This is a genomic window from Thermomonas carbonis, from assembly GCF_014396975.1.
In the GTDB taxonomy this organism is placed as follows: domain Bacteria; phylum Pseudomonadota; class Gammaproteobacteria; order Xanthomonadales; family Xanthomonadaceae; genus Thermomonas; species Thermomonas carbonis.
The window spans coordinates 763,256-788,683 of record NZ_CP060719.1 but is presented as its reverse complement, the minus strand read 5'-3'; the positions used below and the strand labels follow the sequence as shown (position 1 = coordinate 788,683).

The 25,428-nt window shown below is 67.6% G+C and carries 16 protein-coding genes; 6 read left to right on the top strand and 10 right to left on the bottom strand.

All coding sequences use genetic code 11. The annotated features are described in order from the left end of the window. Window positions 1–42: 42 nt before the first annotated feature. A complete protein-coding gene (gene yihA, locus H9L16_RS03700; protein ID WP_425507226.1) occupies window positions 43–654 on the top strand; it encodes a ribosome biogenesis GTP-binding protein YihA/YsxC in 612 nt (203 codons plus the stop codon). Between the two features lie 101 nt (window positions 655–755). Here the strand turns inward: yihA and H9L16_RS03695 are convergent, their stop codons facing one another. Next, on the bottom strand, window positions 756–2,597 hold the full coding sequence (locus H9L16_RS03695) for a glycoside hydrolase family 13 protein (RefSeq protein ID WP_187553241.1): 1,842 nt from the start codon (window positions 2,595–2,597) through the stop codon (window positions 756–758). Between the two features lie 168 nt (window positions 2,598–2,765). On the opposite strand from H9L16_RS03695, the gene H9L16_RS03690 reads away from it, so the two are divergent. Next, window positions 2,766–4,145, top strand: a complete 1,380-nt coding sequence (locus H9L16_RS03690) for a glutamate--cysteine ligase (protein ID WP_187553240.1) — start codon at window positions 2,766–2,768, stop codon at window positions 4,143–4,145. Window positions 4,146–4,309: 164 nt separating this feature from the next. Then, complete coding sequence (locus tag H9L16_RS03685; protein WP_187553239.1) at window positions 4,310–4,615, top strand: hypothetical protein; 306 nt, start codon at window positions 4,310–4,312, stop codon at window positions 4,613–4,615. Window positions 4,616–4,787: 172 nt separating this feature from the next. Here the strand turns inward: H9L16_RS03685 and H9L16_RS03680 are convergent, their stop codons facing one another. Beyond that, a complete protein-coding gene (locus H9L16_RS03680; protein WP_187553238.1) occupies window positions 4,788–5,672 on the bottom strand; it encodes a hypothetical protein in 885 nt (294 codons plus the stop codon). Between the two features lie 243 nt (window positions 5,673–5,915). Between H9L16_RS03680 and ppc the strand changes: the two genes are divergently transcribed. Continuing rightward, complete coding sequence (gene ppc / locus H9L16_RS03675) at window positions 5,916–8,630, top strand: phosphoenolpyruvate carboxylase (RefSeq protein WP_187553237.1); 2,715 nt, start codon at window positions 5,916–5,918, stop codon at window positions 8,628–8,630. A gap of 141 nt (window positions 8,631–8,771) precedes the next feature. Here ppc and H9L16_RS03670 read toward each other — a convergent pair whose 3' ends face one another. From H9L16_RS03670 to H9L16_RS03645, 6 genes are all read right to left on the bottom strand, one after another. After that, window positions 8,772–12,044, bottom strand: coding sequence for a hypothetical protein (locus tag H9L16_RS03670; RefSeq protein WP_187553236.1), 3,273 nt, complete (start codon window positions 12,042–12,044; stop codon window positions 8,772–8,774). A gap of 206 nt (window positions 12,045–12,250) precedes the next feature. Then, window positions 12,251–12,835 carry an ECF-type sigma factor gene (locus tag H9L16_RS03665; RefSeq protein ID WP_187553235.1) on the bottom strand — a complete coding sequence of 195 codons (585 nt, stop codon included), beginning with the start codon at window positions 12,833–12,835 and terminating at the stop codon, window positions 12,251–12,253. Continuing rightward, on the bottom strand, window positions 12,832–14,919 hold the full coding sequence (locus H9L16_RS03660; protein WP_187553234.1) for a serine/threonine-protein kinase: 2,088 nt from the start codon (window positions 14,917–14,919) through the stop codon (window positions 12,832–12,834). Before H9L16_RS03660 ends, H9L16_RS03665 begins: the two co-directional genes overlap by 4 nt. Before the next feature lie 179 nt (window positions 14,920–15,098). Beyond that, window positions 15,099–18,431, bottom strand: a complete 3,333-nt coding sequence (locus H9L16_RS03655) for a hypothetical protein (RefSeq protein ID WP_187553233.1) — start codon at window positions 18,429–18,431, stop codon at window positions 15,099–15,101. Between the two features lie 95 nt (window positions 18,432–18,526). Then, window positions 18,527–20,782, bottom strand: coding sequence for a serine/threonine-protein kinase (locus H9L16_RS03650; RefSeq protein WP_187553232.1), 2,256 nt, complete (start codon window positions 20,780–20,782; stop codon window positions 18,527–18,529). Further along, entirely contained in the window at window positions 20,779–21,324 is a 546-nt protein-coding gene (locus H9L16_RS03645; RefSeq protein ID WP_187553231.1) for an ECF-type sigma factor, read from the bottom strand. Before H9L16_RS03645 ends, H9L16_RS03650 begins: the two co-directional genes overlap by 4 nt. Window positions 21,325–21,478: 154 nt before the next feature. Between H9L16_RS03645 and H9L16_RS03640 the strand changes: the two genes are divergently transcribed. Continuing rightward, on the top strand, window positions 21,479–22,588 hold the full coding sequence (locus H9L16_RS03640; RefSeq protein ID WP_187553230.1) for an S-(hydroxymethyl)glutathione dehydrogenase/class III alcohol dehydrogenase: 1,110 nt from the start codon (window positions 21,479–21,481) through the stop codon (window positions 22,586–22,588). After that, the gene (gene fghA / locus H9L16_RS03635) at window positions 22,588–23,436 is read left to right on the top strand and encodes an S-formylglutathione hydrolase (RefSeq protein ID WP_187553229.1); all 849 of its coding nucleotides are present in this window, start codon (window positions 22,588–22,590) and stop codon (window positions 23,434–23,436) included. Before H9L16_RS03640 ends, fghA begins: the two co-directional genes overlap by 1 nt. Here fghA and H9L16_RS03630 read toward each other — a convergent pair. Both H9L16_RS03630 and H9L16_RS03625 read right to left on the bottom strand, forming a co-directional pair. Continuing rightward, window positions 23,433–24,692, bottom strand: coding sequence for a cation:proton antiporter (locus H9L16_RS03630; RefSeq protein ID WP_223158169.1), 1,260 nt, complete (start codon window positions 24,690–24,692; stop codon window positions 23,433–23,435). The two genes, fghA and H9L16_RS03630, sit on opposite strands and share 4 nt — an antisense overlap. Further along, the gene (locus H9L16_RS03625) at window positions 24,686–25,423 is read right to left on the bottom strand and encodes a Dph6-related ATP pyrophosphatase (RefSeq protein WP_187553228.1); all 738 of its coding nucleotides are present in this window, start codon (window positions 25,421–25,423) and stop codon (window positions 24,686–24,688) included. Before H9L16_RS03625 ends, H9L16_RS03630 begins: the two co-directional genes overlap by 7 nt. Between the last annotated feature and the right edge of the window lie 5 nt (window positions 25,424–25,428).

Genomic DNA, 25,428 nt, shown 5'->3' with positions numbered 1-25,428 from the left:
CGCCAAGGCAGGTCGCAAGCGGCGACGTGGCATCCTATGGCGATGGCCGTCCCCAATCCGTTCAACCGCGCCGACTACCTGCTGGCCGCGCATACCCACCGCCAACTGCCGCCGGATGGCGGTCGCGAGGTCGCCTTTGCCGGCCGTTCCAACGCCGGCAAGTCCTCGGCGCTGAACGCGCTGTGCGGTCGCAACGCGCTGGCGCGGGTGTCCAAGACGCCGGGCCGCACCCAGCAACTGGTGTACTTCGGACTGCCGCCGCACGAGGGCAAGTACCTCGTCGACCTGCCGGGCTACGGCTACGCCAAGGTGCCGCAGGACCTGCAGGCGCACTGGCAGGCGTTCCTGGATGGCTACTTCGGCAGCCGCGATGCCCTGGCCGGGCTGGTCGTGGTGATGGATATCCGCCATCCGCTGAAGGACTACGACCGCTCGATGATCGGTTATGCGATGCGTCGCGGCCTGCCCGCGCATGCCTTGTTGACCAAGGCCGACAAGCTCTCCCGCGGCGCGGCGATGAATACCGTGCAGGCCGTGCGCAAGGATCTGTCGGCGACATATGGCGACAGCGTCAGCGTGCAGGGCTTTTCCGGCGAGACCAAGCAGGGCGTCGACGAACTGCGCGCGGTCGTGGCGGGCTGGCTGGAAATCTAGAAGCCGGTTAGTCGCAGCGCCGGCGCCTACCGCTTGGTGATCGCTGCGCGGCTCGAATGCCGCTGCGCGATTCAGCCGACGGTCTCGCCGTCGCGATCACCTCATTCGATCTCCAGTAGCGTTGCCGACATCGCCGGCAGTTCAAGTGCCCTGCCCATCCCCACTGGCTTGGCGCTCAGCGCATCGCGCGCCGTGCGGCCGCGCAGGAAAGCATCGAAGCGATCCAGCGCGAGCGATGTCGGCTTGGCGTTCTTGTTGAGGGCCACCATCACGCTACGCCCGCCTTCGTGGCGGAAGTACACGTACACGCCATCCTGCGGCGCGAAGTGGGTGAGCTTGCCGGTGTGCAGCAATGGCGTGCGTTTGCGCCAGTCGAACAGCGCGCGGGTGTAGGCCTGTGCGTCGCGTTGCGCGGCGCTCAATCCGTTGCCGGTGAAGGCATTCGCGGTATCGCCGGCCCAGCCGCCGGGCATGTCGGCGCGCAGCTGGCCGTCGTTGCGTTCCTTCGGGCCGCGCAGCAGCACTTCGGAGCCGTAATAGAACTGCGGCGTGCCGCGCACGGTGGCCAGGTAGGCCATGCCGAGCTTCCATGCGGCCAGGTCGCCGTCCAGGTGGGCGAACAGGCGCGCGGTGTCGTGGTTCTCGGCGAACACCACCAGCGCATCGGGATCCGGGTAGACGAAATCGTTGGCCAGCATCTCGTACAGATTCACCCAGCCCGTGTCCCAGCCTTCCGGCTGCACCAGCGCTGTGCGCAGGGCGATGTGGATCGGGAAGTCCATCATGCTGGGCATGTGCGGGACATGGCCGCTGGCGTTCTGTTTGCCGCGCTGCCAATGGGCGACGACCATCGGGTTGATGCTCCATTCCTCGCCGACCATCGCGAAGTTCGGGTACTCGGTGAGCACCGCCTTCGCCCACGCGCTGAGGAAGTCAGCATCGGCATAGCCGAAGGTGTCCTCGCGGATCCCGGAAAGCCCGGCGTACTCGATCCACCACAACGTGTTCTGGATGAGATAGCGCGCCAGGTGCGGGTTGCGCTGGTTGAGGTCGGGCATCGCATCGACGAACCAGCCGTCGGTGAAGGCCTCGCGATCCGCCGGTGCCGCATGCGGATCCTGCACCGTGGTGCGGCGATGGTTGGTCGGCGCAAACCTGCCGCCGTGGTTGATCCAGTCCTTCGCCGGCAGATCGCGCATCCACCAGTGCTGCGAGCCGATATGGTTGAGCACGATGTCCATGACGATGCCGACGCCCTTCGACTTCGCCTCGCGCGACAGCGCACGCACGTCCTCGTTGCTGCCCATGCGCGGATCGGTCTTGTAGAGATCGGTGATCGCGTAGCCGTGATAGCTGTATTCGGGTTGGTCGTTTTCCAGGAACGGCGTCGGCCACAGCTGGGTGAAGCCCATGCCGGCGATGTAGTCCAGGTGCTTGCGGATGCCGGCGATGTCGCCTCCGTGACGGCCGTTCGGACTCGCGCGGTTGGCGGCTTCGCGCATGCCGGGGACGCTGTCGTTGGATGGATCGCCGTTGGCGAAGCGATCGGGCGTGATCAGGTAGATCGCATCGTGCGCATCGAAGCCGCGGCGCTGCGCGGAGCCGGGCTCGCGCGCGTCGAGTCGCCACGGATGCGTCGCCACGATCTTGCCGGCGTCGACGAAGGCGATGTCGAAGTTGCCGGGCGTGGCGTCGGCCGCGATCTCGACGGTCACGAACAGGTAGTTGGGGTTGTCGGTCTTCTGCACATCGACGATGGCCACGCCGTGGTGCGACAGCCGCGGCGTCGATGTCGCGATGCCGTTGCCGTGCACCAGCAACTCGACCCGGTTGTGCTGCATGCCGACCCACCAGTTGGCGGGTTCGACGCGTTCGATGTCGATGGCGCGCACGGGTGCGGAAAAGCCGAGCAGCAACGCGAGCGTGCAGAGGATCGTGCGCATCAGGCCCCTCCAAGGCAGCGATGTGCGAGCGAGGCTACAAGCGCGCCGATGCGGGGACAACGGATTCGGCCGGGAATACGTATGCAGCCGCAACACTGAAAGCCGGGAGGCGCACTGCCGGCCGTCATCGCTGCGGGCTATGCTGCGCGTCCACAGGGGAAGCCACGCATGTCCGGACCCAGCAACGCCAACGACACCCCGATCACCGATTACCGGCAGCTAGTCGAGGTCATAGCCTCCGGCGAAAAGCCGATCGAGGCCTGGCGCATCGGCACCGAGCACGAAAAATTCGGCTTCCGCCTGGATGACCTGCGGCCGCCGACCTTCGACGGCGAGCGCGGCATCGAGGCCGTGCTGAAAGGACTCACGCGCTTCGGTTGGACGCCGTACGAGGAAAGCGTGGATGGCCAGCCTGCGCGGGTGATCGCGCTGACCAAGGACATGGCCTCGGTGACATTGGAGCCGGCCGGGCAACTGGAACTCTCCGGCGCGCCGGTCGAAACCATCCACGACACCTGCAAGGAAGTCGGCAGCCACCTGCGCGAGGTGCGTGCGGTCGCCGATGAATTGCAGCTCGGCTTCCTCGGCATGGGCTTCCAGCCGAAGTGGCGGCGCGACGAGATGCCGTGGATGCCGAAGGGCCGCTACCGGATCATGCGCGACTACATGCCGAAGGTCGGCACGCTGGGCCTGGACATGATGACGCGCACCTGCACGGTGCAGGTCAACCTGGATTACGCATCCGAAGCGGACATGGTGAAGAAGTTCCGAGTGTCGCTGGCGCTGCAACCGATCGCCACTGCGCTGTTCGCGGATTCGCCGTTCACCGAAGGCAAGCCGAACGGCCAGCTCAGCTACCGCTCGCATATCTGGACCGACACCGACCGCGACCGCACCGGAATGCTCGACTTCGTGTTCGAGGACGGTTTCGGCTACGAGCGTTACGTCGATTACCTGCTCGACGTGCCGATGTACTTCAGCTATCGCGACGGCGAATACATCGATGCCAGCGGCAAGTCGTTCCGCAAGTTCCTGCGCCGCGAACTGGACGTGCTGCCCGGCGCGCTGCCAACGATCCGCGACTGGAACGACCACATGACCACCGCCTTCCCGGAAGTGCGGATGAAGAAGTTCCTGGAGATGCGCGGCGCCGATGGTGGTCCGTGGAACCGGCTTTGCGCGTTGCCGGCGTTCTGGGTCGGCCTGTTGTATGACGATGCCGCGCTGGATGCGGCGTGGGACCTGGTCAAGGATTTCTCGATGGTCGAACGCAACGCCTTGCGCGATGGCGTGCCGAAGCTCGCGCTGAAGACGCCGTTCCGCAACGGCACCCTGCGCGACATTGCCATCGAGGCCTTGAAAATCGCGCATGCAGGCTTGCGTCGCCGGGCCAAGGCGGATGCCTGCGGCACCGACGAATCCGGTTTCCTCGAACCGCTGATGGACATCGCCGATGCAGGCGAGACCCCGGCGGAGCGCAAGCTCGCCCTGTTCCATGGCGAGTGGAACGGCAGCGTGGACCCGGTGTTCCGCGAATTCGCCTATTGAGCTTCAGCTGCGCGAAAAAGGGAGACGGAGGCGATGCAGGTCACCGGGAGACAACCGACGGCGCGGACCTCGGATCGTGGGTGCCTCGGTCAGCGGCATGTCCCGATTGGCGCCGAATTGCGTTGAAGTGAAGGTGGCCGCACAACCGCAGGAGGAAACGCGTCATGCCAGAACCGACACCGACACTGCTCCGTACACAGGGTGGCACTCAAGTCCAAGTGTCTGATAGCAGCCCGCAAGTCACCATCACCTCGCCTGCGGGCGTCGGCATCGTGATCGAAGATGCCAACATCCGCATCAGCTCACCGGGCTGCATGATCCAGATAAGCGGAGGCAACATCACGCTCACGGGTGCCCAGGTCACGGTGGACGCCATGATCCTCAACGCGCGGATGATCCGTTGCGACACCATCGTCGCCAACACCGTAGTCGGTTCTTCGTATACGCCTGGCGCGGGCAACGTCTGGTAATCCAAGCCACGAGCCGCTATTCATGCTCGGCATGGCCCGGTGCCCGGCACGTGCGGGGCGCGTTCTACCGCCGGCCGAACGCAAGCTGGAACTGTTCCATGGCGAATGGAACACTAGCGTGGATCCGTTGTTTCGCGAGTTCGCCTACTGAGTGCGGACTGCGCTTCGCGGCCTATTTGCGGCGCTTGCGACTGATTGCCGCGCCCTCGGAGGATCCCATCACCATCGAGATGCGGATGGTTGCCGGCGACGTCCCTTCGAATGGCGCGAAGCGGTAGCCGGCAAGGCAGGTCGCCAGCGTATCGGCCACGCCCGGCTTGGGCACGAAGTTCTCCAGCACGACGCGCCCGACCGTCCCCGAGGGAAGCACTTCGATGATCCAGGCGGCGGAGGCAGCGCCGATGCGGTCGATGGCATTCACGGCGCAGCTGTCGTTGTTGCTGGTGACGTGGGTGGGGCCCCCGTCCTGTGCTGAGGCTCGCAGGTTGCGGCCCGCTTGCCGCTCTCGCATGCGTTGCTCGACCTGCTTGCCGTGCTGGTCCAGGTACGCGTTGAAGTCCTCGCGCACGAGTTTACGGGGCAGGCTCGGGCGTGCGTAGCGCCAGATGAGTTCCGTACGGGCGAGCAGGTTGCCGTTGTAGGCGGAGCGCTGGAAACGTGTGTCGCTGGCATCGTCCAGCGCCGGTATCAGGAGTTTCTCCACGTAGTGCAGGTAGACCTGCGTCCATTTCATCGCGTCGCGGGCGTTGGCGTGGCGCATCTCCATTTCTGCCAGGTCGGCATAGGCGCCCAAGTGGCCGCTTTCCGCCATCGGCAGGATCAATGCGCGTGCCTTGTCGATGTCCTGCGGCAGCAAGTTGCCTGGCAGGTACTCGCCATGCCGGTACAGCTGGCCGACCGTGTACCCGAACTCCGGACACTCGCGCATGGTGGCGAGTTGCTGGTACGCAGCCAGTGCCGCTTGCCGACGATCCGCTGGTGCCGCGGGGTCGAGCAGGTCGAGGATCGCGCCTTGCGGCAAGGTCGCATACGCGGCTTCGCACCCGGCGCCGGGCATCGGGTCGGGGTGTGCGGCCGCCGCGCCGGGCATTCCGCATATCGCCAGCAAGCAAAGCAATCGCCGTCCCATCGATGTCATCTCCACGTTCCTTGTGCCCGTATCCGGTTTTTACCGCACTCGGGCAGACCAGGCAAAGGCCGTGTTGTCGCCTCCAGGCGATCGCGAGCCGTCATCCGGCTGCGGATGGTCACGCCCGAAACCGATGCTGCAGCGCGTCATGAAACGCGCTAGCCTGCGGCGATGACACCGATTGCCCGCCCGCTGCGCGAACCCCTCGATTTCGCCGAGTCCGACACCCTGTTGCGCGATGACGTGCGCCGCCTGGGTGCCATGGTCGGCGACATGCTGGCCGAGCAGGTCTCGGCGGAATTCCTGCAGCAGGTCGAGGCGGTGCGGCGCATCGCGATTGCCCGCCGCGAGCAGGGCGAGCCGGTGGATGCGCTCGCGCAGCGCCTGTCCGAAGTGACCTTGGGCGATGCCGAGGCGCTGGTGCGTGCGTTCGCGGCCTACTTCGGCGCGACCAATGTCGCCGAGCGCGTGCATCGCATCCGTCGCCGCCGTGATTACCAGCGCACGGGCAGCGCGCCGCAGCCGGGCAGCCTGGAAGCGGTGCTGCTGGAGTTGCGCAATGACGGCGTCGGTTTGCCGGAATTGCAGGCGCTGCTGCCGCGGATGTGCATCGAGCCAGTGTTCACTGCGCATCCGACCGAAGCGGTGCGGCGTGCGTTGCTGCTGAAGGAGCGCACGATCGTCGAGCGCCTGGTCGCCGACATCGACCGCACCCGCACGCCGCCGGAACGCGGGGCCGACGACGCACGCATCCGCCAGTCGCTCACCACCACGTGGCAGACCACCGAAGTGCCGCCGCACAAGCCGACCGTCGCCGACGAGGTCGAGCACATCGGCTTCTATCTCTCCAGCGTGCTGTATCGCGTGCTGCCGGTGTTCTACGAAGCATTCGTGGGCGCGATCGAGGCGGTGTACGGCGAGCGCATCGAATTGCCGCCGCTGCTGCGCTTCGGCACCTGGGTCGGCGGCGACATGGACGGCAATCCGAACGTCGGCGCGACGACGGTGCGCGACGCGCTCGCCGCGCAACGTGCGCAGGCGCTGGCCTGCTACCAGTCCGACCTGCGCGCGCTCGGCGACATCCTCACCCAGAGCGAAGAGCGCGTGGGTTTCGATGCCGCGATCACAGCGCGAACGGACGAATACAAGTCGCTGCTGCCCGACGGCGCGGTGCGTGCGCGGCCGCGGCTGGCCGACATGCCGTACCGGCAATTGCTGGGACAGATGCGGGGCCGCCTGTCGGCAACGGTGGCGGGCGGCACGGGTGGCTATCCGGATGCCGGTGCCTTCATCGCCGACCTCGAACTGATCGATGCCAGCCTGGCCCACCATCGTGGCGACCAGGCCGGGCGCTTCGCCCTGCAGCGCGTGTTGTGGCGCGCGCGCACCTTCGGCTTCCACATGGCCGCGCTGGACCTGCGCCAGGATTCCGCCGCGCACGACGATGCGCTGGCCGCACTTGATAACCATGCCGACTGGGCGACACAGCCGGTACCGGCACGGGTCGAGCGCCTGCATGCATTGATCGAAGGTGCGGCGGTGTCGGCACCGAACGCGCCCTCGGCGGTGTCGACGCTGGCGGTGTTCCGCACCGTGCACGAATTGCGCCGCACCCTCGGCGAACACGCCTTCGGCCCGTACATCATCAGCATGAGCCGCAGCGAAGCCGACGCGCTGGCGGTGCTCGCGCTGGCGCGCATCGCCGGCTGCGTGGACGACGATGCGGTGCCGCTCGATGTCGCGCCGTTGTTCGAGACCGTCGACGACCTGCAGGCCGCGCCCGAGGTCATGCGCGCGCTGTTCGCCGATCCGGTCTATCGCGCGCACCTGGCCGCGCGTGGTAATCGACAGACGGTGATGCTGGGTTACAGCGACAGCGCCAAGGACGGCGGCTTGCTGGCCTCGCGTTGGGCGCTGCAACGCGCGCAGGTGGACCTGCTGGAGCTGGCCCGCGAGGCCGGCGTGGCGATCGTGTTCTTCCATGGCCGTGGTGGTTCGGTGAGCCGCGGTGGCGGCAAGACCGAGCGCGCGATCATCGCCGCGCCGCGCGGGTCGGTGGACGGGCGCATGCGCGTCACCGAGCAGGGCGAGGTGATCCACCGCAAGTACGGCATTCGCGCATTGGCGCTGCGAAATCTCGAGCAAATGACCGGTGCGGTGCTGCGCGCCAGCCTGCGCCCGCGCCCGCCCGAGCCACGCGAAGCACCGTGGCGCGACATCGCCGCCGAACTCGCCCGCACCTCGCGCACGCACTACCGCGCGCTGGTGCATGAGCGCGAGGATTTCCCCGCGTATTTCCGCGCGGCCACGCCGATCGACGTGATCGAGCAGTTGCGGATCGGCTCGCGTCCGTCGCGACGTCGCGATGGCGGCATCGCCAACCTGCGCGCGATCCCGTGGGTGTTCGCGTGGTCGCAGAACCGCTCCGGCCTGACCGGCTGGTATGGCGTCGGCACCGCGTTGCAAAACGGCATCGATACCCACGGCCTCGACGCGATGGCGGCGATGGCGCGCGATTGGCGTTTCTTCGCCGCGGCGATCGACGATGTCGAGATGCTGATGGCGAAATCCGACGTCGACATCTTCGAGCGCTACTCGCTGCTCGCCGGCGACGCGCACGATGCGTTCTTCCCGCAGATCGTGGAGGAGTTCGAACGCACCCGCGACGCGATCCTGGCGATCAAGGGACGCGACGAATTGCTGGCGGACGACTACCGGCTGCGGCTGTCGATCCGCCTGCGCAATCCCTACGTCGACCCGATCAGCCTGCTGCAGGTCGACCTGCTGCGACGCTGGCGGGCCGGTGGCCGCGAGGACGAAGCGCTGTTGCGTGCGCTGGTGGCGACCGTCAACGGCATCGCCGCGGGCATCCAGAACACCGGCTAGGCATCGGTGCCTGCGCGGAAAGTGCTTTTGTGGGAGGGGCTTCAGCCCCGATTCCCGGCCGCGGTTCCAACCAAAAAACGGGAGCGGTTGCCCGCTCCCGTCGCACGTCCCTGTGCCCGGCTTGCCCAGCCGTCGGTGGAACTACAGGTCGAAGCCGAAGCCGCCACCCACCGAGCTCTCACCGCTGGCGAACGAGGCGCCGAGGGAGAACGATCCGCGGTCCCCGATGCGCTTGCCGTAGCCGATCGACACCGCGCCCTGGCTCCCCTGCGCGCCGACGCCGATCGCGATGCGACCACGCTCGCTGTTGCCGTTGGCCGCGTTCACCGCCATCTGGGTCATCGCGGTGCCCATCGCGCCGATCCGGTCGATGCGGGTATCGGTCTGGGCGAAGCGGCGATCCACCTGCTGCTGGTACTGGGTGAAGGTGTCGGTCCAGGCGGCGAACTTCGCATCGGTGTACGACTTCGCCGAGCTCAGCGTCTGCGTGGCGGTGCTGTCGGTGTAGGACTTCGATGCGGTCAACGTGGCCGCATCACCGGCGTCGGCGTGCGCCATGGATGCGGACAGCGTCGCCGCATCACCGGCATCCGCATGCGCATTGGCCGAAGCGAGCGTCGCTTCATCGCCGGCATCCGCATAGGCATTGGCCGATGCAAGCGTGGCCGCGTCGCCGTCCTCGACCATCTGCGCCACCTGGCTCATGTCGGCATCCTGCCCGGCCGGGCCCTGTGGACCTGTCGGGCCCTGCGGGCCTGCGGGACCTTCCGGGCCTTGCGGACCCGCGGGGCCTTCCGGACCATCCGGACCTTCGGGACCGGTCGGACCCGTGGGACCTTCGGGGCCGGTCGGGCCTGCGGGACCTGCCGGACCTTCGGGTCCGGTCGGACCGGTCGGGCCTTCGGGACCCTGCGGACCTTCGGGACCGGCCGGGCCACCGACATTCGCGGCCAGCAGGGTCAGCTGCGAATCCACCGCCGCGAATGCCGAGGCCACGTCGTTGAAGTTGTTGCCCTGGATGGTGAAGGTCGGTGCTGTGAACATCCCGCCCGCCCAACCGGCACCGCCGCCGAACGCATTGGCGAAGCCGGACAGATCGGCGAACCCACCGGCCGACATGATCGCCGAGTTCAACTGGCGCACGTTGACTGCATCGGTGTCCTCGGTGCCGTCGGCGACGTAGATGATCTGGCTCAGGCGGCTGTCGCTGCCCACCGAGACCGCGTAGTCGCGGTCGGCCACCGCCTGGTAACCGATGGCGGTGCTGCCGATGTTGAGTGCTTCGCTCTGGTGGCCAAAGGCGCTGCTGTATTCGCCGCTGGCGACATTGCCGGAGCCGTACGCGTTGCTGCCGCCGCCGCTGGCGGTGTTGCTGTAGCCGACGGCAGCGCTGATGGTGCCGCTGGCAGTATTCCCGGCGCCGAGAGCACTGCTGTAGCTTCCGCTGGCGGTGTTGAAATAACCGAACGCGCTGCTGTTCCCGCCACTGGCGACGGTGTACGAGCCGAAAGCATTACTGAAGTCAGCGCTGGCCGTGTTGAAATAGCCGAACGCGCTGCTGTAGGCCCCAATGGCGGTATTTGCGTTGCCGACGGCGCTGCTGTAGATCCCGCTGGCGATGTTGCCGTAGCCGAACGCGCTGCTGTCGCTGCCGGTGGCGGCGTTTTCGTAGCCGAAGGCGCTGCTGAGCCCGCCATCGGCGACGTTTCCGACGCCGAAGGCACTGCTCTCGGAGCCGGAGGCATCGTTGTCGTTGCCGAGGGCGCTGCTGTCGTCGCCGGTGGCGGCGTTTCCGTAGCCGACGGCGCTGCTGCTCTCGCCATTGGCCTCGTTGAAGGCGCCGAAGGCGTTGCTCTCCGCGCCACCGGCAATGTTGCTGACGCCAACGGCGCTGCTGTACCCGCTACTGGCGACGTTGGACGTGCCGAAAGCATTGCTGTAGTCAGCGGTGGCGAGGTTCAACGCACCGACGGTGCTGCTGTATGGACCTTCTGCCGAATTGTCGTAGCCAACTGCGGTGCTGTAGTCCCCCGTCGCATGATTGGTATAGCCGAAAGCGCTGCTGGAAATTCCGAATGCACTGCTTGTGGAGCCGAACGCGCTGCTGTCTTCTCCGCTCGCCCGGTTTTCACGGCCGATTGCACTGCTGCCAACACCGCTGGCCTCGTTGAACCCGCCCAATGCGCTGCTCTGCTCGCCGCTGGCCTCGTTATAGACACCGGCGGCTACCGATTGGAGACCGCTGGCGATCGCGTCGTCACTGCCGTCGCCAGCGCCATTCGCCTGAAAGTAGGGGTTGTCGCCCACTGCAACGCCGGCAATGGCGGCATTGAGCTGGCGCAGGTTGATCGCATCGGTGTCCTCGGTACCGTCGGCCAGGTAGATGATCTGGTTCAGCCGACTGCTGTTGCCCACCGATACTGCATAGTCGCGGTCAGCAATGGCCATGTAGCCGATCGCAGTGCTGCCGAAGTTCAACGCTTGCGCCTGATGCCCGAATGCGCTACTGCGAATGCCGCTGGCAATGGTCAAAGAGCCGAACGAGGTGCTGAGCTCGCCGCTGGCAGTGTTCTCGTACCCGAAGGCACTGCTGAAGAGCCCCGAAGCCAGATTTCGGGTGCCGAAAGAACTGCTGCTGGTCCCCGCCGCCGTGTTGTCGATGCCGAACGCGCCGCTACTGATGCCCTCCGCCGTGTTGTCAATGCCGAACGCGCCACCGGATTGGCCGCTGACGGTATTTCTGGACCCGAAAGCAATGCCAGAAAAGCTTGTAGCACTGTTGCCGAAGCCGTGGGCGGCGCTGGCAGGGCCGGATGCGGTATTGTCGTAACCGAAGGCGCCGCTGTTTTCACCGCTGGCGGTGTTTTCCCCGCCGAAGGCGTTGCTTCGCAAGCCGCTGGCCAGGTTGTTGAGGCCAAACGCGCTGGCGGCGACATTCAGTGCGTTCGACCCGTTGCCGAAGGCGCTGCTGTCTTCACCACTGGCCGTGTTGTTGAAACCGAACGCGCTGCTGTTGTCGCCGGTGGCTTCATTGAGGACACCGAAGGCGTTGCTGATCGCGCCGCTGGAAATATTCGTATAGCCGAACGCGTTGCTGTGTCCTCCGTTGGAAATGTTATCGGTGCCGAATGCGATGCTGCCAAAGCCGCTGGCCTCGTTTTCCCTGCCGCAGGCGACGGCATCGAAGCCATCTGCCGTACTGTCGAGATCCTGCTCGCCGGCATCGTTGGAGCCGTCGCAGACATCGCCGGCAACGGCCGGTCCGCACAAGCCGAGCGCCAGCGCGGCACAGACGGCGGCGACCAGGGCCGAGCGCCGCGATCCCGACACGTCACGTCGTCGTCCAGCGTATTCCGATGCCACCGCCGGGGCGGCCAGCGCCGGGTTCGATACCGACTCGTCTATCCGGTTCATGAGCCGCCCTCCGCTGGAAGCTGCGGGGCGGTCGGCGGCTTGACGCCGTGGTGCGTGCACGGGAAGTTGCGACGTTTGCATGGAGATCTCCGATCGGTTGCGGGCCGGCGGCCAAGAGAGGCCGTTCAACAAGAGACGCAACAGTCGGGGAGAAAAAGGCTCATCCATGCAATGCCACGCCCGGCGCGGGCGCAGCGTTGCCGCATTCAGGCCGCCGGTTCGGGTGCTCCAGCGCCGCCTTCCAGTTCGCGCCGCAGCCAGGTCTTGGCGAGCACCCAGTCGCGCTTGACGGTGGCGGCCGCGATGTTGAGGGCTTCGGCGGTTTCGTGGATGTCCAGGCCGCCGAAGTAGCGGCATTCGACGACACGGGCCGCGCGGGCGTCGATCTCGGCAAGCCGGTCCAGCGCCTGATCGAGCGCCTCGACATCCACCTCGGGAGTGTCGGCGGCAACGTGCTGCGCATGGCCCAGGGTGAGCGGTTCGCCGCTGCCGCCGCGCTTGTGCCGATTGCGCTGCTTGGCGTGGTTGACCAGCACGCGACGCATGACCAGCGAAGCCACCGCAAGAAACTGCACGCGGCTCTGCCACTGCGCGCGCTCTTGCGCGGCGAGCCGCAGATAGGTTTCATTGACCAGTGCGGCGGTGTCGAGGGTGTGGCCGGCGCGTTCGCCGCGCAGCTGCCGGTGTGCGGCATCGTGCAATTGCGCGTAAAGCAGAGGCATCAGCGCATCGAGGGCGTCGCGATTGCCGCCGCTGGCCTCGTACAGCAGGCGCGTGATGTGTCCGCTCATGGCGAATCGCCACCGGGAGACATGCGTTCCAGCCGCTGGCGCACCTCGGCGATGAAGGGGTGACCCTCGTCGAGCGTGCTGGTGGCGATGCGCTCGGCATCCTGCAGGTCTTTTCGCGCCAGCTCCAGATCGCCGCGTTGCTCATGCAGGCTGGCGCGACCGCCGCGCACGAAGGCGCCATAGGGATGCTGTGGGCCGAAGCGTCGTTCGATGATCGCCAGCGAGTCCACGAACGCGGCTTCGGCGCGGTCGAGCCGGTTCAGCTCCATGTAGGTCATGCCCAGGTTGTTGAGACTGGCGCTGAGGTTCTGGTCGGTGTCGGCGCCGGGCTGGCTGCGCCGCAGCGCCACCACTTGTTCCAGCAGCACCGCCGCCTCGTCGAGGCGATCCTGGTCGCTGAGCGCCAGCGCGATCTGGTTGAGCGCGCTGGTGCGATCGTTGGGCTCGACATCCAGCGCGCCATCGAGCGCCGCCAGCGCCTGGCGTGCGAGACGCTCGGATGCCGCGTAGTTCTCGAGGCGGTATTCCACTTTCGACAGTTCAAGCAGGCTGTTGCTGCGTGGCTTGCCGCTCAGGCCGGCTCGGCGTCCCGTTTCCACCGCGTCGGCGAGCACGCTGCGGGCGCGGTCCCATTCACCGCGGGCCTGATAGGCACCGCCGACGGCGGTCAGCACCGCCGCCCGCTCGCCATCGCGCAGCGTATCGCTGTCCTGGAGCAATTCGAGTCCACGCTGCAGCATTTCGCCGGCGGTGATGTCGCGCTGCGCGCGGGTGGGGTCGGCCTGCTCGAACAGCCGGGTCAGGAATTGCGCGGTGATCTCGGCGCGGTCGCGCTCGGTGCGCAGGGCATCGCTCTGCAGGGCAATGCGCGAGGCCGTCTGCGACGCGAACACGCCGAAGCCGAGCGCAACGGCAATCAGCAGCACCGTGAGCGATGCGCTCCAGCGGTTGCGGTTGAGGAACTTGCCTGCCCGGTACAGGAAGGTGTCCGGTCGCGCGTCCACCGGCAGCCCGCGCAGGTGCAGCTTGAGATCGTCCGACAGGCCTTCCGCGGAACGGTAGCGCCGCTGGGGGTCGAAGCGCAGTGCGTGCAGGCAAATGGTGTCGAGATCGCCGCGCAATCGGCGGCGCAGGCCATGTTCGGTTTCGCCGCGCAGCTCAGCGGCCGCGGCGGTGACGCGCTCCGAGGGCTTGGCGGCGTTCGCATCCGCTGCCTGCCCGTTGCCGTCGAAGGGAAGCTCGCCGCAGAACAGCCGGTAGCACAGGATGCCGAGCTGGTAGATGTCGCTGGCCGTGGTCACCGGCGCGCCGCTGCGTTGTTCCGGGCTGGCGTACTGCGGCGTGTAGATCTGCGTGGCGGTCTGGTCCTGACCCGGTCGGTCGAGCAGCTTGGCGATGCCGAAGTCCATCAGCATCGGCGTTCCCTGCGGGGTGACCAGGATGTTGGCCGGCTTGATGTCGCGGTGAACGACGAGATTCTGGTGCGCGAACTGCGCCGCGCCACAGACCTGACGCAGCAGGTCGATCCGGCCGGCGAGCGGCAGCCGCCGGTCGTCGCACCAGGCGTCCAGCGGTTGGGCGCCCTCGAGATAGGGCATCGCAAACCAGGGCCGCCCGTCCGCGGTGACGCCGCCGTCAAGCAGGGTGGCGATGTTCGGATGGTCGAGTGCAGCCAGGATCCGCCGTTCGGTGGTGAAGCGCGCAACCAGATCGGCCGATTCCAGCCCACGGGCGATGATCTTGATCGCAGCCTGCTGCGCAAAGCCGCCGTCGCTGCGCTCGGCCAGGTACACCGACCCCATGCCGCCGGAGCCGATGCGGCGCACGATCGTCCACGCGCCGACGCCGCAGCCCAGCAGCGGGTCGGCATCCTCCGGCAGCTCGAAGGTCGGGGCACCGATATCGGGCGGTCGTTCGAGGAAACCCGGGTCTGCATCCCACTCGCGCACCAGCGATTCGAGCTCGGAGCGAAAGCCCTGATCGCCTGCGCAGAGACGGTCGATCAGTGCCGGGCGCTGGTCGACGGGGCAATCCACGGCCGCACCCAGTGCGTTCTGCAAGCGCTGCCAGCGATCACTGTCCATGGGCCGATCCTACCAGCGACGCGAGAATGCCCTTCGCGAAGCCACGCACGTTGGATCCGGATCGACGTGATCGAGCATCTGTGGATCCCCGGGCATCCACGACATCGTCAAAAAAACGGGAGCGGTTGCCCGCTCCCGCTGCACGTCCCTGTGCCCGGCTTGCCCAGCCGTCGGTGGACTTACAGGTCGAAGCCGAAGCCGCCACCCACCGAGCTCTCGCCACTGGCGAACGAAGCGCCGAGGGAGAACGATCCGCGGTCCCCGATGCGCTTGCCGTAGCCGATCGACACCGCGCCCTGGCTGCCCTGCGCGCCGACGCCGATCGCGATGCGGCCCTTCTCGGAACGGCCGTTGGCCGCGTTCACCGCCATCTGGGTCATCGCCGTGCCCATCGCGCCGATCCGGTCGATGCGGGTGTCGGTCTGCGCGAAGCGGCGATCCACCTGCTGCTGGTACTGGGTGAAAGTGTCGTTCCAGGCGGCGAACTTGGCATCGGTGTACGACTTGGCCGAAGCCAGCGTCTGCGTGGCGGTGCTGTCGGTGTAGGACTTCGATGCGGTCAGCGTGGCCGCGTCGCCGGCGTCCGCATGCGCGTTGGCCGCGGCCAGGGTGTCGGCCGCGCTGGCATCGGTGTACGCCGTCGAGGCCTCGAGGGTGGCGGCATCGCCGGCATCGGCGTGCGCATTCGCCGCTTCCAGGGTGGCGGCATCGCCGGCATCCACGTAGGCCGGATCGGCACCGTCGGCGCCGTCTTGCCCTGCCGGCCCCTGTGGGCCAGCCGGACCGGCCGGACCTTCGGGCCCCTGCGGGCCGGCTGGACCTGCCGGGCCTTCCGGACCCGCCGGGCCGGCTGGACCTTCGGGACCTTGCGGACCTTCGGGGCCGGCCGGACCGCCCACGCTGCCCGCCAGCAGGGTCAGCTGCGAATCCACCGCGGCGAACGCGGAGGCCACGTCGTTGAAGTTGTTGCCCTGGATGGTGAAGGTCGGCGCGGTGAACATCCCGCCCGCCCAGCCGGCGCCACCGCCGAACGCATTGGCGAAGCCGGACAGGTCTGCGAAACCACCGGCCGACATGATCGCGGAATTCAACTGGCGCACGTTGACCGCATCGGTGTCCTCGGTGCCGTCTGCAACGTAGATGATCTGGCTCAGGCGGTTGTCGCTGCCCACCGAGACTGCGTAGTCGCGGTCCGCCACCGCTTGGTGACCGATTGCGGTGCTGCCGTAGTTGAGTGCCTGCGACTGGTAGCCGAAGGCGCTGCTGCGCTCGCCGCTGGCGGTGTTGTCGTAACCGAACGCGCTGCTATCGACGCTGCTGGCGGTATTGAACATGCCGAATGCACTGCTGTTTTCGTTGCTCGCGGTATTGCCTTGGCCGAAGGCGTTGCTGTCGTCGCCGCTAGCCTCGTTGCCGGTACCGACGGCGCTGCCGCGCCGGCCGCTGGCGTGGTTTTCATTGCCCAGCGCGTTGCTTTCATTGCCACTGGCTTGGTTGCCAAAACCGAAGGCATTACTTCGCGAACCTGAGGCCACATTGGCGTTGCCGAACGCGCTGCTGTCGTCAGCGCTGGCCTGGTTGCTTCGGCCAACGGTCGAACTCGCATAGCCAGAGGCTTCATTGGCGAAGCCGAAGGCACTCGCTTCCACGCCGGTGGCGGAGTTCAACCAGCCGAACGCGCTGCTGTAGTCGCCGACAGCGCTGTTATCGAAGCCGAAGGCGCTGCTCTGGGAGCCGGAGGCCTCGTTGTCGGTGCCGAAGGCACTGCTTTCATCGCCGCTGGCGTAGTTGAAATGGCCGACCGCGCTACTGGAATCTCCTTCGGACGTGTTGCTGTTGCCGACCGCACTGCTGTTGTCGCCGTTGGCGTCGTTGGCGAAGCCCAGCGCACTGCTCTCATGGCCGCTGGCAGTGCTGTAGTAGCCGATGGCGCTGCTGTGCAGGCCGCCGGCGGAGGTCGAGTAGCCGGCGGCGATGGATCGCTCGCCGTCGGCCACCGCGTCGGGACCAACGGCAACGGAACCAGCGCCGTTGGCCTGCGCATCGTCGGAACCGTCGGCGGGGCCATCGGCCTTGAAGTACGGGCTGTCGCCCGCGGCCACGCCGGCAATGGCGGCGTTGAGCTGGCGCAGGTTGACGGCGTCGGTGTCTTCGGTGCCGTCGGCCAGGTGGATGATCTGCAGCTCGTTGCCGGCGCTGCCCACGGACACCGAATAGTCGCGGTCGGCGATGGCCATGTAGCCGATCGCGGTGCTGCCGATGTTCAGTGCCTGCGAGCTGTAACCGAATGCGCTGCTGTTTTCGCCGCTGGCGGCGTTGTTGTAGCCGAAAGCGCTGCTGGACTCGCCGCTGGCGGTGTTTTCCCAGCCGAATGCACCGGCTTCGTCGCCGCTGGCGACATTGCCGTAACCGAAAGCGCTGCTGTCGGAGCCTTCGGCCCGGTTGCTGGCGCCGAATGCGCTGCTGAAACTACCGATCGCGAGATTGAATCGCCCGAACGCGGTGCTGAAGCCGCCGCTGGCCTCGTTGCCGCGGCCGAAGGCGTTGCTGTCGATGCCGCCGGCGGTATTGCTGCCGCCGAACGCGTAGCTGGCTGCGCCGCTGGCGGTGTTGTCCACGCCGAAGGCGCTGCTGTTCAAGCCGCTGGCGACCACGCCAGCTCCGACCGATACCGCGTTTAAGCCGCTGGCGACGGCGGTTTCCGAGGACGCATCGTTGATGCCATCGCCATCGGTATCGAGGTCGAGGGCGATGGATCCGTCGCCGTCGCGGTCTAGCCAGGTTCCCAATGCCAGGCTGCTCTGGGCGGTTGCCGTGGCGACGGCACCGAACGCGGCGCTGTAATCGCCGCTGGCGGTGTTGCCGTGGCCGAATGCGCTGCTGCTCTGTCCGCTGGCGGTGTTGCCGAAGCCGATGGCATGTCCAGCATCACCACTTGCGGTGTTGGAGGATCCAAAAGCGCCGGCGCTGAAGCCGCTGGCGACGTTGATGTAGCCGACGGCACTGCTGTAGTCGCCGCTCGCCTCGTTGATCACGCCAAACGCATTGCTCCCGCTGCCGGCGGCGGTGTTGCGGGCGCCAAACGCATTGCTTGCTTCGCCATCTGCATTGTTCTGGTAGCCGACCGCTGAGCTGCCTTCGCCGCTGGCCGTATTGACGTAGCCGAAGGCGTTGCTGTCTGCGCCGCTGGCACTGTTGCTGTTGCCGAAGGCGCTGCTGTGGCCGCCGCTGGCGAGGTTGAAGCGCCCGAAGGCATTGCTGAACATGCCGTTGGCGGTATTGGTGTAGCCGAAGGCATTGCTTGCCTGCCCGCTGGCATCGTTGTCGTGGCCGCAGGCAACCGCATCGGTGCCGGTTGCGGTGCTGTCGAGGGTCTGTTCGCCGGCATCGTTGGAGCCGTCGCAGACATCGCCGGCCCATGCGGGCATCGCGGCGCAGGCCAGCAACAGGGCCAGCGCGAGCGCGCTCCTGCGGGGGTGATGGCGGCGCGGATCGTGTTTGAAGTGACGCATGGTTCCTCTCCTGGGCAAGCCGGTGGACTACCGGGCGCACATGGATCGGAAAAGGGCGGCGAAAGGCGACACGGCCGCCGCACGCCGGCGTCGCGTCAGGGCATGGCGTCGAGCGAGGCCAGCGCCTCGCGGGTGCGGGCGATGTCCGCATGGCCCGCCGGCAGGGTGTCCTGCTGGATCCGCAGGGCATGTTCCAGGTGTTTGCGTGCGACTTCGGTGTCGCCGCGCTTGATCGCCATCCGGCCCAGCCGGTCGCTGACGTCGGCGACGAACGGGTGCTCCGCGCCCAGCGCCTTGCTGGCGATGGCGAGCGCACGCTCCAGATCCTCGCGTGCGCGCACGGCGTCCCCACGCTGTTCGTGCAGCTCCGCGCGGCTGCCGCGCAGGAACGCGCCGTACGGATGCTCGGGGCCGAACTTTCGTTCGAGGATGGCAAGCGCGGCGTCGTACGCGGCCTCGGCTTCGGCGGGGCGGCCCAGCTCGACCAGGTTCAACGCCAGGTTGTTGTAGTTGGCGGCCAGGTTCTGGTCGGTGGCGGCATCGGGCAGCGTGCTGCGCAGCGCTACGACGCGCTCCAGCAAGGCGGTGGCTTCCGGCAGTCGCTCCTGCTCGCTCAGCACCACCGCCAGCTGGCTCAGCCCGCTGGCGTGTTCGGCATCGCCCGCGGCCAGGCGTTCCAGCAATGACACCGCTTCGCGCGCGCGCGCTTCGGCATCGGGGAGTTGTCCCAGTCGCGTGTGCACCTTCGACAGTTCCAGCAGGCTGCTGGCGAAGGCGAGGTCGGGTGCCCCTGCTTCGCGGCCGAGCGTCACCGCGCGTTGCAGCGCCGGCAACGCGCGCGGGTAGTCGCCCTTGACCTGGTACACGCCCCCGATGGCGGTCAGCACCGCGGCGCGTTCGGCGATGCCCAGCGATTCGTCCTGGTCGACCAGCGTGGTGCCGCGTTCGAGCATCTGGCTGGCGGTAAGGTCGCTGTCGGCGCGGGTAGGGTCTGCCTGCGCCAGCAACTTGCCGAGGAAATCGGCGATGGCCTGGGCACGGTCGCGCTCGGCGGCGACCTGTTCGGCCTGCCGGGCGATGCGGTTGGCGGTCACCGTGGCATATACGCCGAACCCGATCGCGGTGGCGAACAGCATCGCCGCGAACGCGCTGCCCCAGGGATTGCGCTGCACGAACTTGCGGACGCGGTACGCACGGGTGTCGCCGGACACCGAGACCGGCCGGCCATCGAGGAATCGTTCGAGGTCGGCGGCGAAGGCCTGCACGGTGGCATAGCGTCGCTGCGGTTCCTTGGCCAGCGCGGTCTGCAGGATGCGGGTGAGGTCGCCGCCGACGAAGCGGTGGAAGCTGCCGGTATCGGTGCTGCGGTCGTGCAGGCGCTTGTCGACCGTGTTCGCATCACCAGTCGCGAGCGCCTGTTCCAGGCGCATCGGCGCCTGCCCGCTGATCGCGGCGATGCGCTCCGGCAGGCTGCGGCCGTCCAGCGCGTACGGCATGCCGCCGGTCAGCAGGCGATACAGCACCAGGCCCAGCGCGTGCACGTCGGTGGCAGCGGTGATTTCGCCGCCGTCGAGTTGTTCGGGCGCGGCGTAGTCGGGCGTGAACGCCGCGGGCAGGCCGGTGCGCGTGGCCTGGCCGGCATCGGCCTCCAGCAGCTTGGCCACGCCGAAGTCGAGCACCTTGGGATTGCCGTCGCCATCCACCAGCAGGTTGTCGGGCTTCAGGTCGCGGTGCACCACGAAGCGTTCGTGCGCGTGCTGCACGGCCGCGCAGACGCGCAGCAACAGGCGCACGCGGGCGCGCAGGTCGAGCCGCCGCTGGTCCGCATCGGCGTCGATCGGCAGGCCGTCGATGCGCTCCATCGCGAACCAGGGCTGGCCATGCGCGTCGATGCCGGCGTCGAGCAGGCGCGCGATATTGGGATGCGACAGGCCGGCCAGGATGTTGCGCTCGCGCAGGAAGCGCCCGGCCTGCAACCGGCCGTCCCAACGCTGCTGCAGGCATTTCACTGCGGCGCGCTGTTCGAAGTCGTCGACGCGGTGCGCGGCATGCACCACGCCCATGCCGCCCTGGCCGAGGATGCCGTCGAGCTTCCACGCACCAAGCACCGTGCCCACGGCATGCGGCGGTAGCGGTGCCTGCACGCCGGCAGGCACGTTGACGCGTCCGTCGAGTGCGGCATCGGCATCGTCGGCGGCGAGCATCGCGCGCAGTTCCGGGATCAACGCGGCATCGCTGTCCGGCAGTGCGCGCAGGAACGCATCGCGGGCATCGTCCTGCAGGTCGACCGCCTGCTCGAACAGCGCCGACAGCCGCCGCCAGCGCTCCGGATCGTTCGGTGCTTGTGTCATGTGGCTTCTCCGAACCACACCTGCAGGAAGGCGCGCGCGCGCCGCCAGTCGCGCTGTGCGGTGCGTTCGCTGATCCCCAGCGCGCCTGCGATCTCGGGAAACTCCATGCCGCCGAAGTAGCGGCATTCGACCACGCTGACCAGGCGCGGCTCGAGTTGTTGCAGGGCGCCCAGGCCGCGGTCGATCTCCAGCAGATTGGCCAGGTCGGGGCCGCTGTCCTCGGCCAGGTCGGTCAGCAGCGGCACCCGCTCCATGCCGCCGCCGCGCTTGTCGGCGGTCCGTGCACGCACATGATCGACCAGCACGAAGCGCATCGCGCGTGCGGCGATGGCGAGCAGATGACCGGGATCGCTGAAGTCCGGCGAACTGTCGCCGAGTTTCAGGAAGGCTTCGTGCAGCAGCGACGTGGTGTCGAGCGAAGTGCGCGCGGAGTCGCCGAGTTCACGCCGCGCCAGGCTGTGAAGCTGGTCGTACAGGCGCTCGAATTGCGCATCGTATCGGGCGTTGCCGGCGCCAGCGACCGGTGTGCGGGCTTCCCCCATGCCGTGTCCATCCGCGTTCCCTCGTCAGCGGAGTATGCCCCAGCTTCGCAAACATGCCCCTCTGGCGGCTCACACGCTGCGCGTACTGCCTCGAATGGCATCGCGCACGGGCGCGGCATAATGCACGCATGTCTTTGCATGCATGAGGATCGCCATGAAATCACGCGCCGCCGTCGCCTTCGCCGCAGGCGAACCGCTGAAGATCGTCGAGATCGACGTCGAACCGCCGCGCGCCGGTGAAGTGCTGGTGCGCATCACCCATACCGGTGTCTGCCACACCGATGCCTTCACCCTCAGCGGCGACGATCCTGAAGGCCTGTTCCCGGTGGTGCTGGGCCACGAGGGCGCGGGCATCGTGGTCGAAGTCGGCGAGGGCGTGACCAGCGTCAAGCCGGGCGACCACGTGATCCCGCTGTACACCGCCGAATGCGGCGAGTGCCTGTTCTGCAAGAGCGGCAAGACCAACCTGTGCACCTCGGTGCGCGCGACCCAGGGCAAGGGCGTGATGCCCGATGGCACCTCGCGCTTCTCCTACGAAGGCCAGCCGCTGTACCACTACATGGGCTGTTCGACCTTCAGCGAGTACACCGTGGTCGCCGAGGTCTCGCTGGCCAAGGTGAATCCCGACGCCAACCCGGAACACGTCTGCCTGCTTGGTTGCGGCGTGACCACCGGCATCGGCGCGGTGCACAACACGGCGAAGGTGCAGGCGGGCGATTCGGTCGCGGTATTCGGGCTGGGCGGGATCGGCCTGGCGGTGATCCAGGGCGCGCGCCAGGCGAAGGCCGGGCGGATCATCGCCATCGACACCAACCCGTCGAAGTTCGACATGGCGCGCGAATTCGGCGCGACCGATTGCATCAATCCGAAGGACCATGACACGCCGATCCAGCAGGTCGTGGTCGAGATGACCGGCTGGGGCGTGGATCACAGCTTCGAGTGCATCGGCAACGTCAACGTGATGCGCGCCGCGCTGGAATGCGCGCATCGTGGCTGGGGCCAGTCGGTGATCATCGGCGTGGCCGGTGCCGGGCAGGAAATCAGCACGCGCCCGTTCCAGCTGGTGACCGGGCGCAAGTGGATGGGTACCGCGTTCGGTGGCGTGAAGGGCCGAAGCCAGTTGCCGGGCATGGTGGAAGACGCGATGCGCGGCGACATCCAGCTGGCGCCGTTCGTGACCCACACGATGGGGCTCGATGGCATCAACGATGCGTTCGACCTGATGCATGAGGGCAAGTCGATCCGCAGCGTGGTGCATTTCTGATGCAGCGCATCGAACACCGCGCCTGCTTCGGCGGCTGGCAGAACGTCTACGAACATGCGTCGGCCACGCTCGGCTGCACGATGCGCTTCGCGATCTACCTGCCGCCGCAGGCTGCGGATGGCCCGGTGCCGGTGCTGTACTGGCTGTCGGGGCTGACCTGCAACGAGCAGAACTTCATCACCAAGGCCGGCGCGCAGCGCTACGCCGCCGAGCACGGCATCGCCATCGTGTGTCCCGACACCAGTCCGCGCGGCGACGGCGTGGCCGATGCCGAAGGCTACGACCTCGGCAAGGGCGCAGGCTTCTACGTCAATGCGACGCAGGCACCGTGGGCCGCGCACTACCGCATGCACGATTACGTGGTCGTCGAATTACCGGCGCTGATCGAGGCGAACTTCCCAGTCACCGCGTCACGTTCGATCAGCGGGCATTCGATGGGCGGGCACGGTGCGCTGGTACTGGCGCTGCGCAACCCGGGGCGCTACCGCAGCGTGTCGGCGTTCTCGCCGATCGTGGCGCCGTCGAAGGTGCCGTGGGGCGAGAGAGCATTGACCGCCTATCTCGGCGAAGACCGCGAGTCGTGGAAGGCCTGGGATGCCTGCGAGCTGGTGAAGCAGGCATCGGACAAGCTGCCGCTGCTGGTCGACCAGGGCGGCGACGACGAGTTCCTCGACGGCCAGTTGCGCCCGCAGCTCCTGCAGGCCGCCGCGGTGGCCGCCGGCCATCCGCTGCAATTGCGCATGCGCCCCGGTTACGACCACAGCTACTACTTCATCGCCAGCTTCATCGGCGAACACGTGGCCCATCACGCGGCGGCATTGCGAAGCGGCGCAGCGGCGGAAAGTTAAGCGGCGGGATCCGCCTGTGCGCGCCGTCGCGCCAAACGGCGCAGCAGCGCATCGGAACTCAGCCCGTGGGTCACGATCGAGGCGAGCACCAGGAAGCCGACCGCGGCCCATAGCCGCTCGCTGTCGCCGAAGCTGCCGTGATTGATGCCGTACGCCACGTAGTACATCGAACCGATCCCGCGGATGCCGAGGAACGCCAGCAGCCAGCGTTCGCGCGGCGGATGCGGTGATCCCGCCATCGCCAGCATGCCGGCCAGCGGCCGCACCAGCAGCAGGATGGCCAGGCAGACCAGCGCGTCCTGCAGCGTCAACGCATCCAGCAGGCCACGCGCCAGTGCACCGCCGAACAGCACCAGCAGGAGCAGCATCAGCAGGCGTTCGACCTGGTCGGAAAAGTGATGGAGTTCCTCATGGAATTCGTGGTGGCGCTCGCGCGCGCGCATCGTCAGCGCGCACACGAACACCGCGAGGAAGCCGTAGCCATGCGCCATCTCGGTCGCCGCATAGGCGATCAGGGTGGCGGCCAGCGCCACCAGGCCGTCGCCATGGCGCGACAGTCCGCCGCGGCGGCTGCTGAAGATCAGGAAACCCATCGCGCGGCCCACCAGCAGGCCCATGCCGAGCCCGGCCAGCAGCTTCCAGACCACGTAGATGCCGAACCATTCTCCGATCGCGGCCGCGCCACCCAGTCCGCCGGCCGCGACCAGGATGGCCAGGTGGACGAAGGGAAATGCAAGCGCATCGTTGAGCCCCGCTTCCGAGGTCAGGCCGAAGCGCACTTCGTCGCCGTCTCCCTTGCCGGGCGGGCCAACCTGCACATCGGACGCGAGGACGGGGTCGGTCGGGGCCATCGAGGCACCGAACAGCAGCGCCAACGCCAGCGGGAAACCCAGGCCGACCATCCCCAGCCATGCTGTTGCGGCGATGGTCAGCGGCATCGCGATCGCCAGCAGCCGCCAGGTCGTCCCCCAGCGCCGCCAGCCCAGCGGCCGGTCCAGCTTGAGGCCCGCGCCCATCAGGCTGACGATGACCACCAGTTCGGTCATCCGCTCGGTCATGGTGTCCCACGTGCGCGGACTCGGGTCGCCGCTGAACACGTTGTTGCCGAACAGGAACGCGCCCAGCGCCACGCAGACGATCGGCAAGGTCATCGGCATCGGCAAGCGCTTCAGGCCGAGCGGTGCCCAGGAGGCGAGCAGGACCATGCCGCCGATGCCAAGCAGGAATCCGATGTAAGGATCGACCTCGCTCAGCACGCTGCGGTACCGGCCTGTGTGGGCGTTCCCGTCGCCAGCGGCAATTCGGGGCCGGGTGTTGCCAGCTCGAAATCGGTATAGGCGAAGCGCCCGTCCCGCAGGACGGTCTCGCCGCGCTGCAAGTGCAGCGGCGCGGCGAACATCGGGCCGGCCGACACGCAGGTGTGGAACTCGCCGTTCTCGCCGCAGGGGTCGATGCCGGTGGGCAGGTCGGCGAGCAGCGACGCATCGAAGTCGCGTCCCGCGAAGGCGCGATCGAGCTGGGTGGTGTCGATGCAGCACAGGCGGGCGCGCAAGCCACCGGCGATCATGTCGCGAGCGAGCGATGCGGTGTCGCTGCCGAACAGCGGGTAGTGCGGACGCCAGCCGTGTCGGGCGCAGAATGCATCGCGATACGCCTTGATGTCGGCGAGGAACAGGTCGCCGAAGGCGATGTCGCGCAGCCCGGGCCAGCGCAGCTGCGCATCGACCAGTGCTGCCGCGAACGCCGCTTCGTACGTCGCGTTGTCGCAGGCTTGCGGTATGCGTGCCTGCAAGACCGGCAATCCGGTCGCGCGCGCCTGTTGCTGCAGCACATCGACGCGGATGCCCTGCATCGAGATGCGCTCGAAGCCTTCGGTGACCGTGGTCAGCAGGCCGACCACGTCGAGCTCACCGCGTTCACGCAGCACGTGCAAGGCCCAGGCAGCATCCTTGCCGCCGCTCCACGACAGCAGTGCGGGCGTCGCCAACGTGG

What these genes read in the sequence shown, in the direction of transcription:
- H9L16_RS03680 (WP_187553238.1), bottom strand. Translation starts at nt 5,672, where the DNA reads ATGCCCGGCGCCGGGTGCGAAGCCGCGTATGCGACCTTGCCGCAAGGC.
- H9L16_RS03650 (WP_187553232.1), bottom strand. Translation starts at nt 20,782, where the DNA reads ATGACACAAGCACCGAACGATCCGGAGCGCTGGCGGCGGCTGTCGGCG.
- fghA (WP_187553229.1), top strand. Translation starts at nt 22,588, where the DNA reads ATGCAGCGCATCGAACACCGCGCCTGCTTCGGCGGCTGGCAGAACGTC.
- H9L16_RS03660 (WP_187553234.1), bottom strand. Translation starts at nt 14,919, where the DNA reads ATGGACAGTGATCGCTGGCAGCGCTTGCAGAACGCACTGGGTGCGGCC.
- H9L16_RS03665 (WP_187553235.1), bottom strand. Translation starts at nt 12,835, where the DNA reads ATGAGCGGACACATCACGCGCCTGCTGTACGAGGCCAGCGGCGGCAAT.
- H9L16_RS03690 (WP_187553240.1), top strand. Translation starts at nt 2,766, where the DNA reads ATGTCCGGACCCAGCAACGCCAACGACACCCCGATCACCGATTACCGG.
- H9L16_RS03685 (WP_187553239.1), top strand. Translation starts at nt 4,310, where the DNA reads ATGCCAGAACCGACACCGACACTGCTCCGTACACAGGGTGGCACTCAA.
- ppc (WP_187553237.1), top strand. Translation starts at nt 5,916, where the DNA reads ATGACACCGATTGCCCGCCCGCTGCGCGAACCCCTCGATTTCGCCGAG.
- H9L16_RS03670 (WP_187553236.1), bottom strand. Translation starts at nt 12,044, where the DNA reads ATGAACCGGATAGACGAGTCGGTATCGAACCCGGCGCTGGCCGCCCCG.
- H9L16_RS03695 (WP_187553241.1), bottom strand. Translation starts at nt 2,597, where the DNA reads ATGCGCACGATCCTCTGCACGCTCGCGTTGCTGCTCGGCTTTTCCGCA.
- yihA (WP_425507226.1), top strand. Translation starts at nt 43, where the DNA reads ATGGCCGTCCCCAATCCGTTCAACCGCGCCGACTACCTGCTGGCCGCG.
- H9L16_RS03655 (WP_187553233.1), bottom strand. Translation starts at nt 18,431, where the DNA reads ATGCGTCACTTCAAACACGATCCGCGCCGCCATCACCCCCGCAGGAGC.
- H9L16_RS03645 (WP_187553231.1), bottom strand. Translation starts at nt 21,324, where the DNA reads ATGGGGGAAGCCCGCACACCGGTCGCTGGCGCCGGCAACGCCCGATAC.
- H9L16_RS03640 (WP_187553230.1), top strand. Translation starts at nt 21,479, where the DNA reads ATGAAATCACGCGCCGCCGTCGCCTTCGCCGCAGGCGAACCGCTGAAG.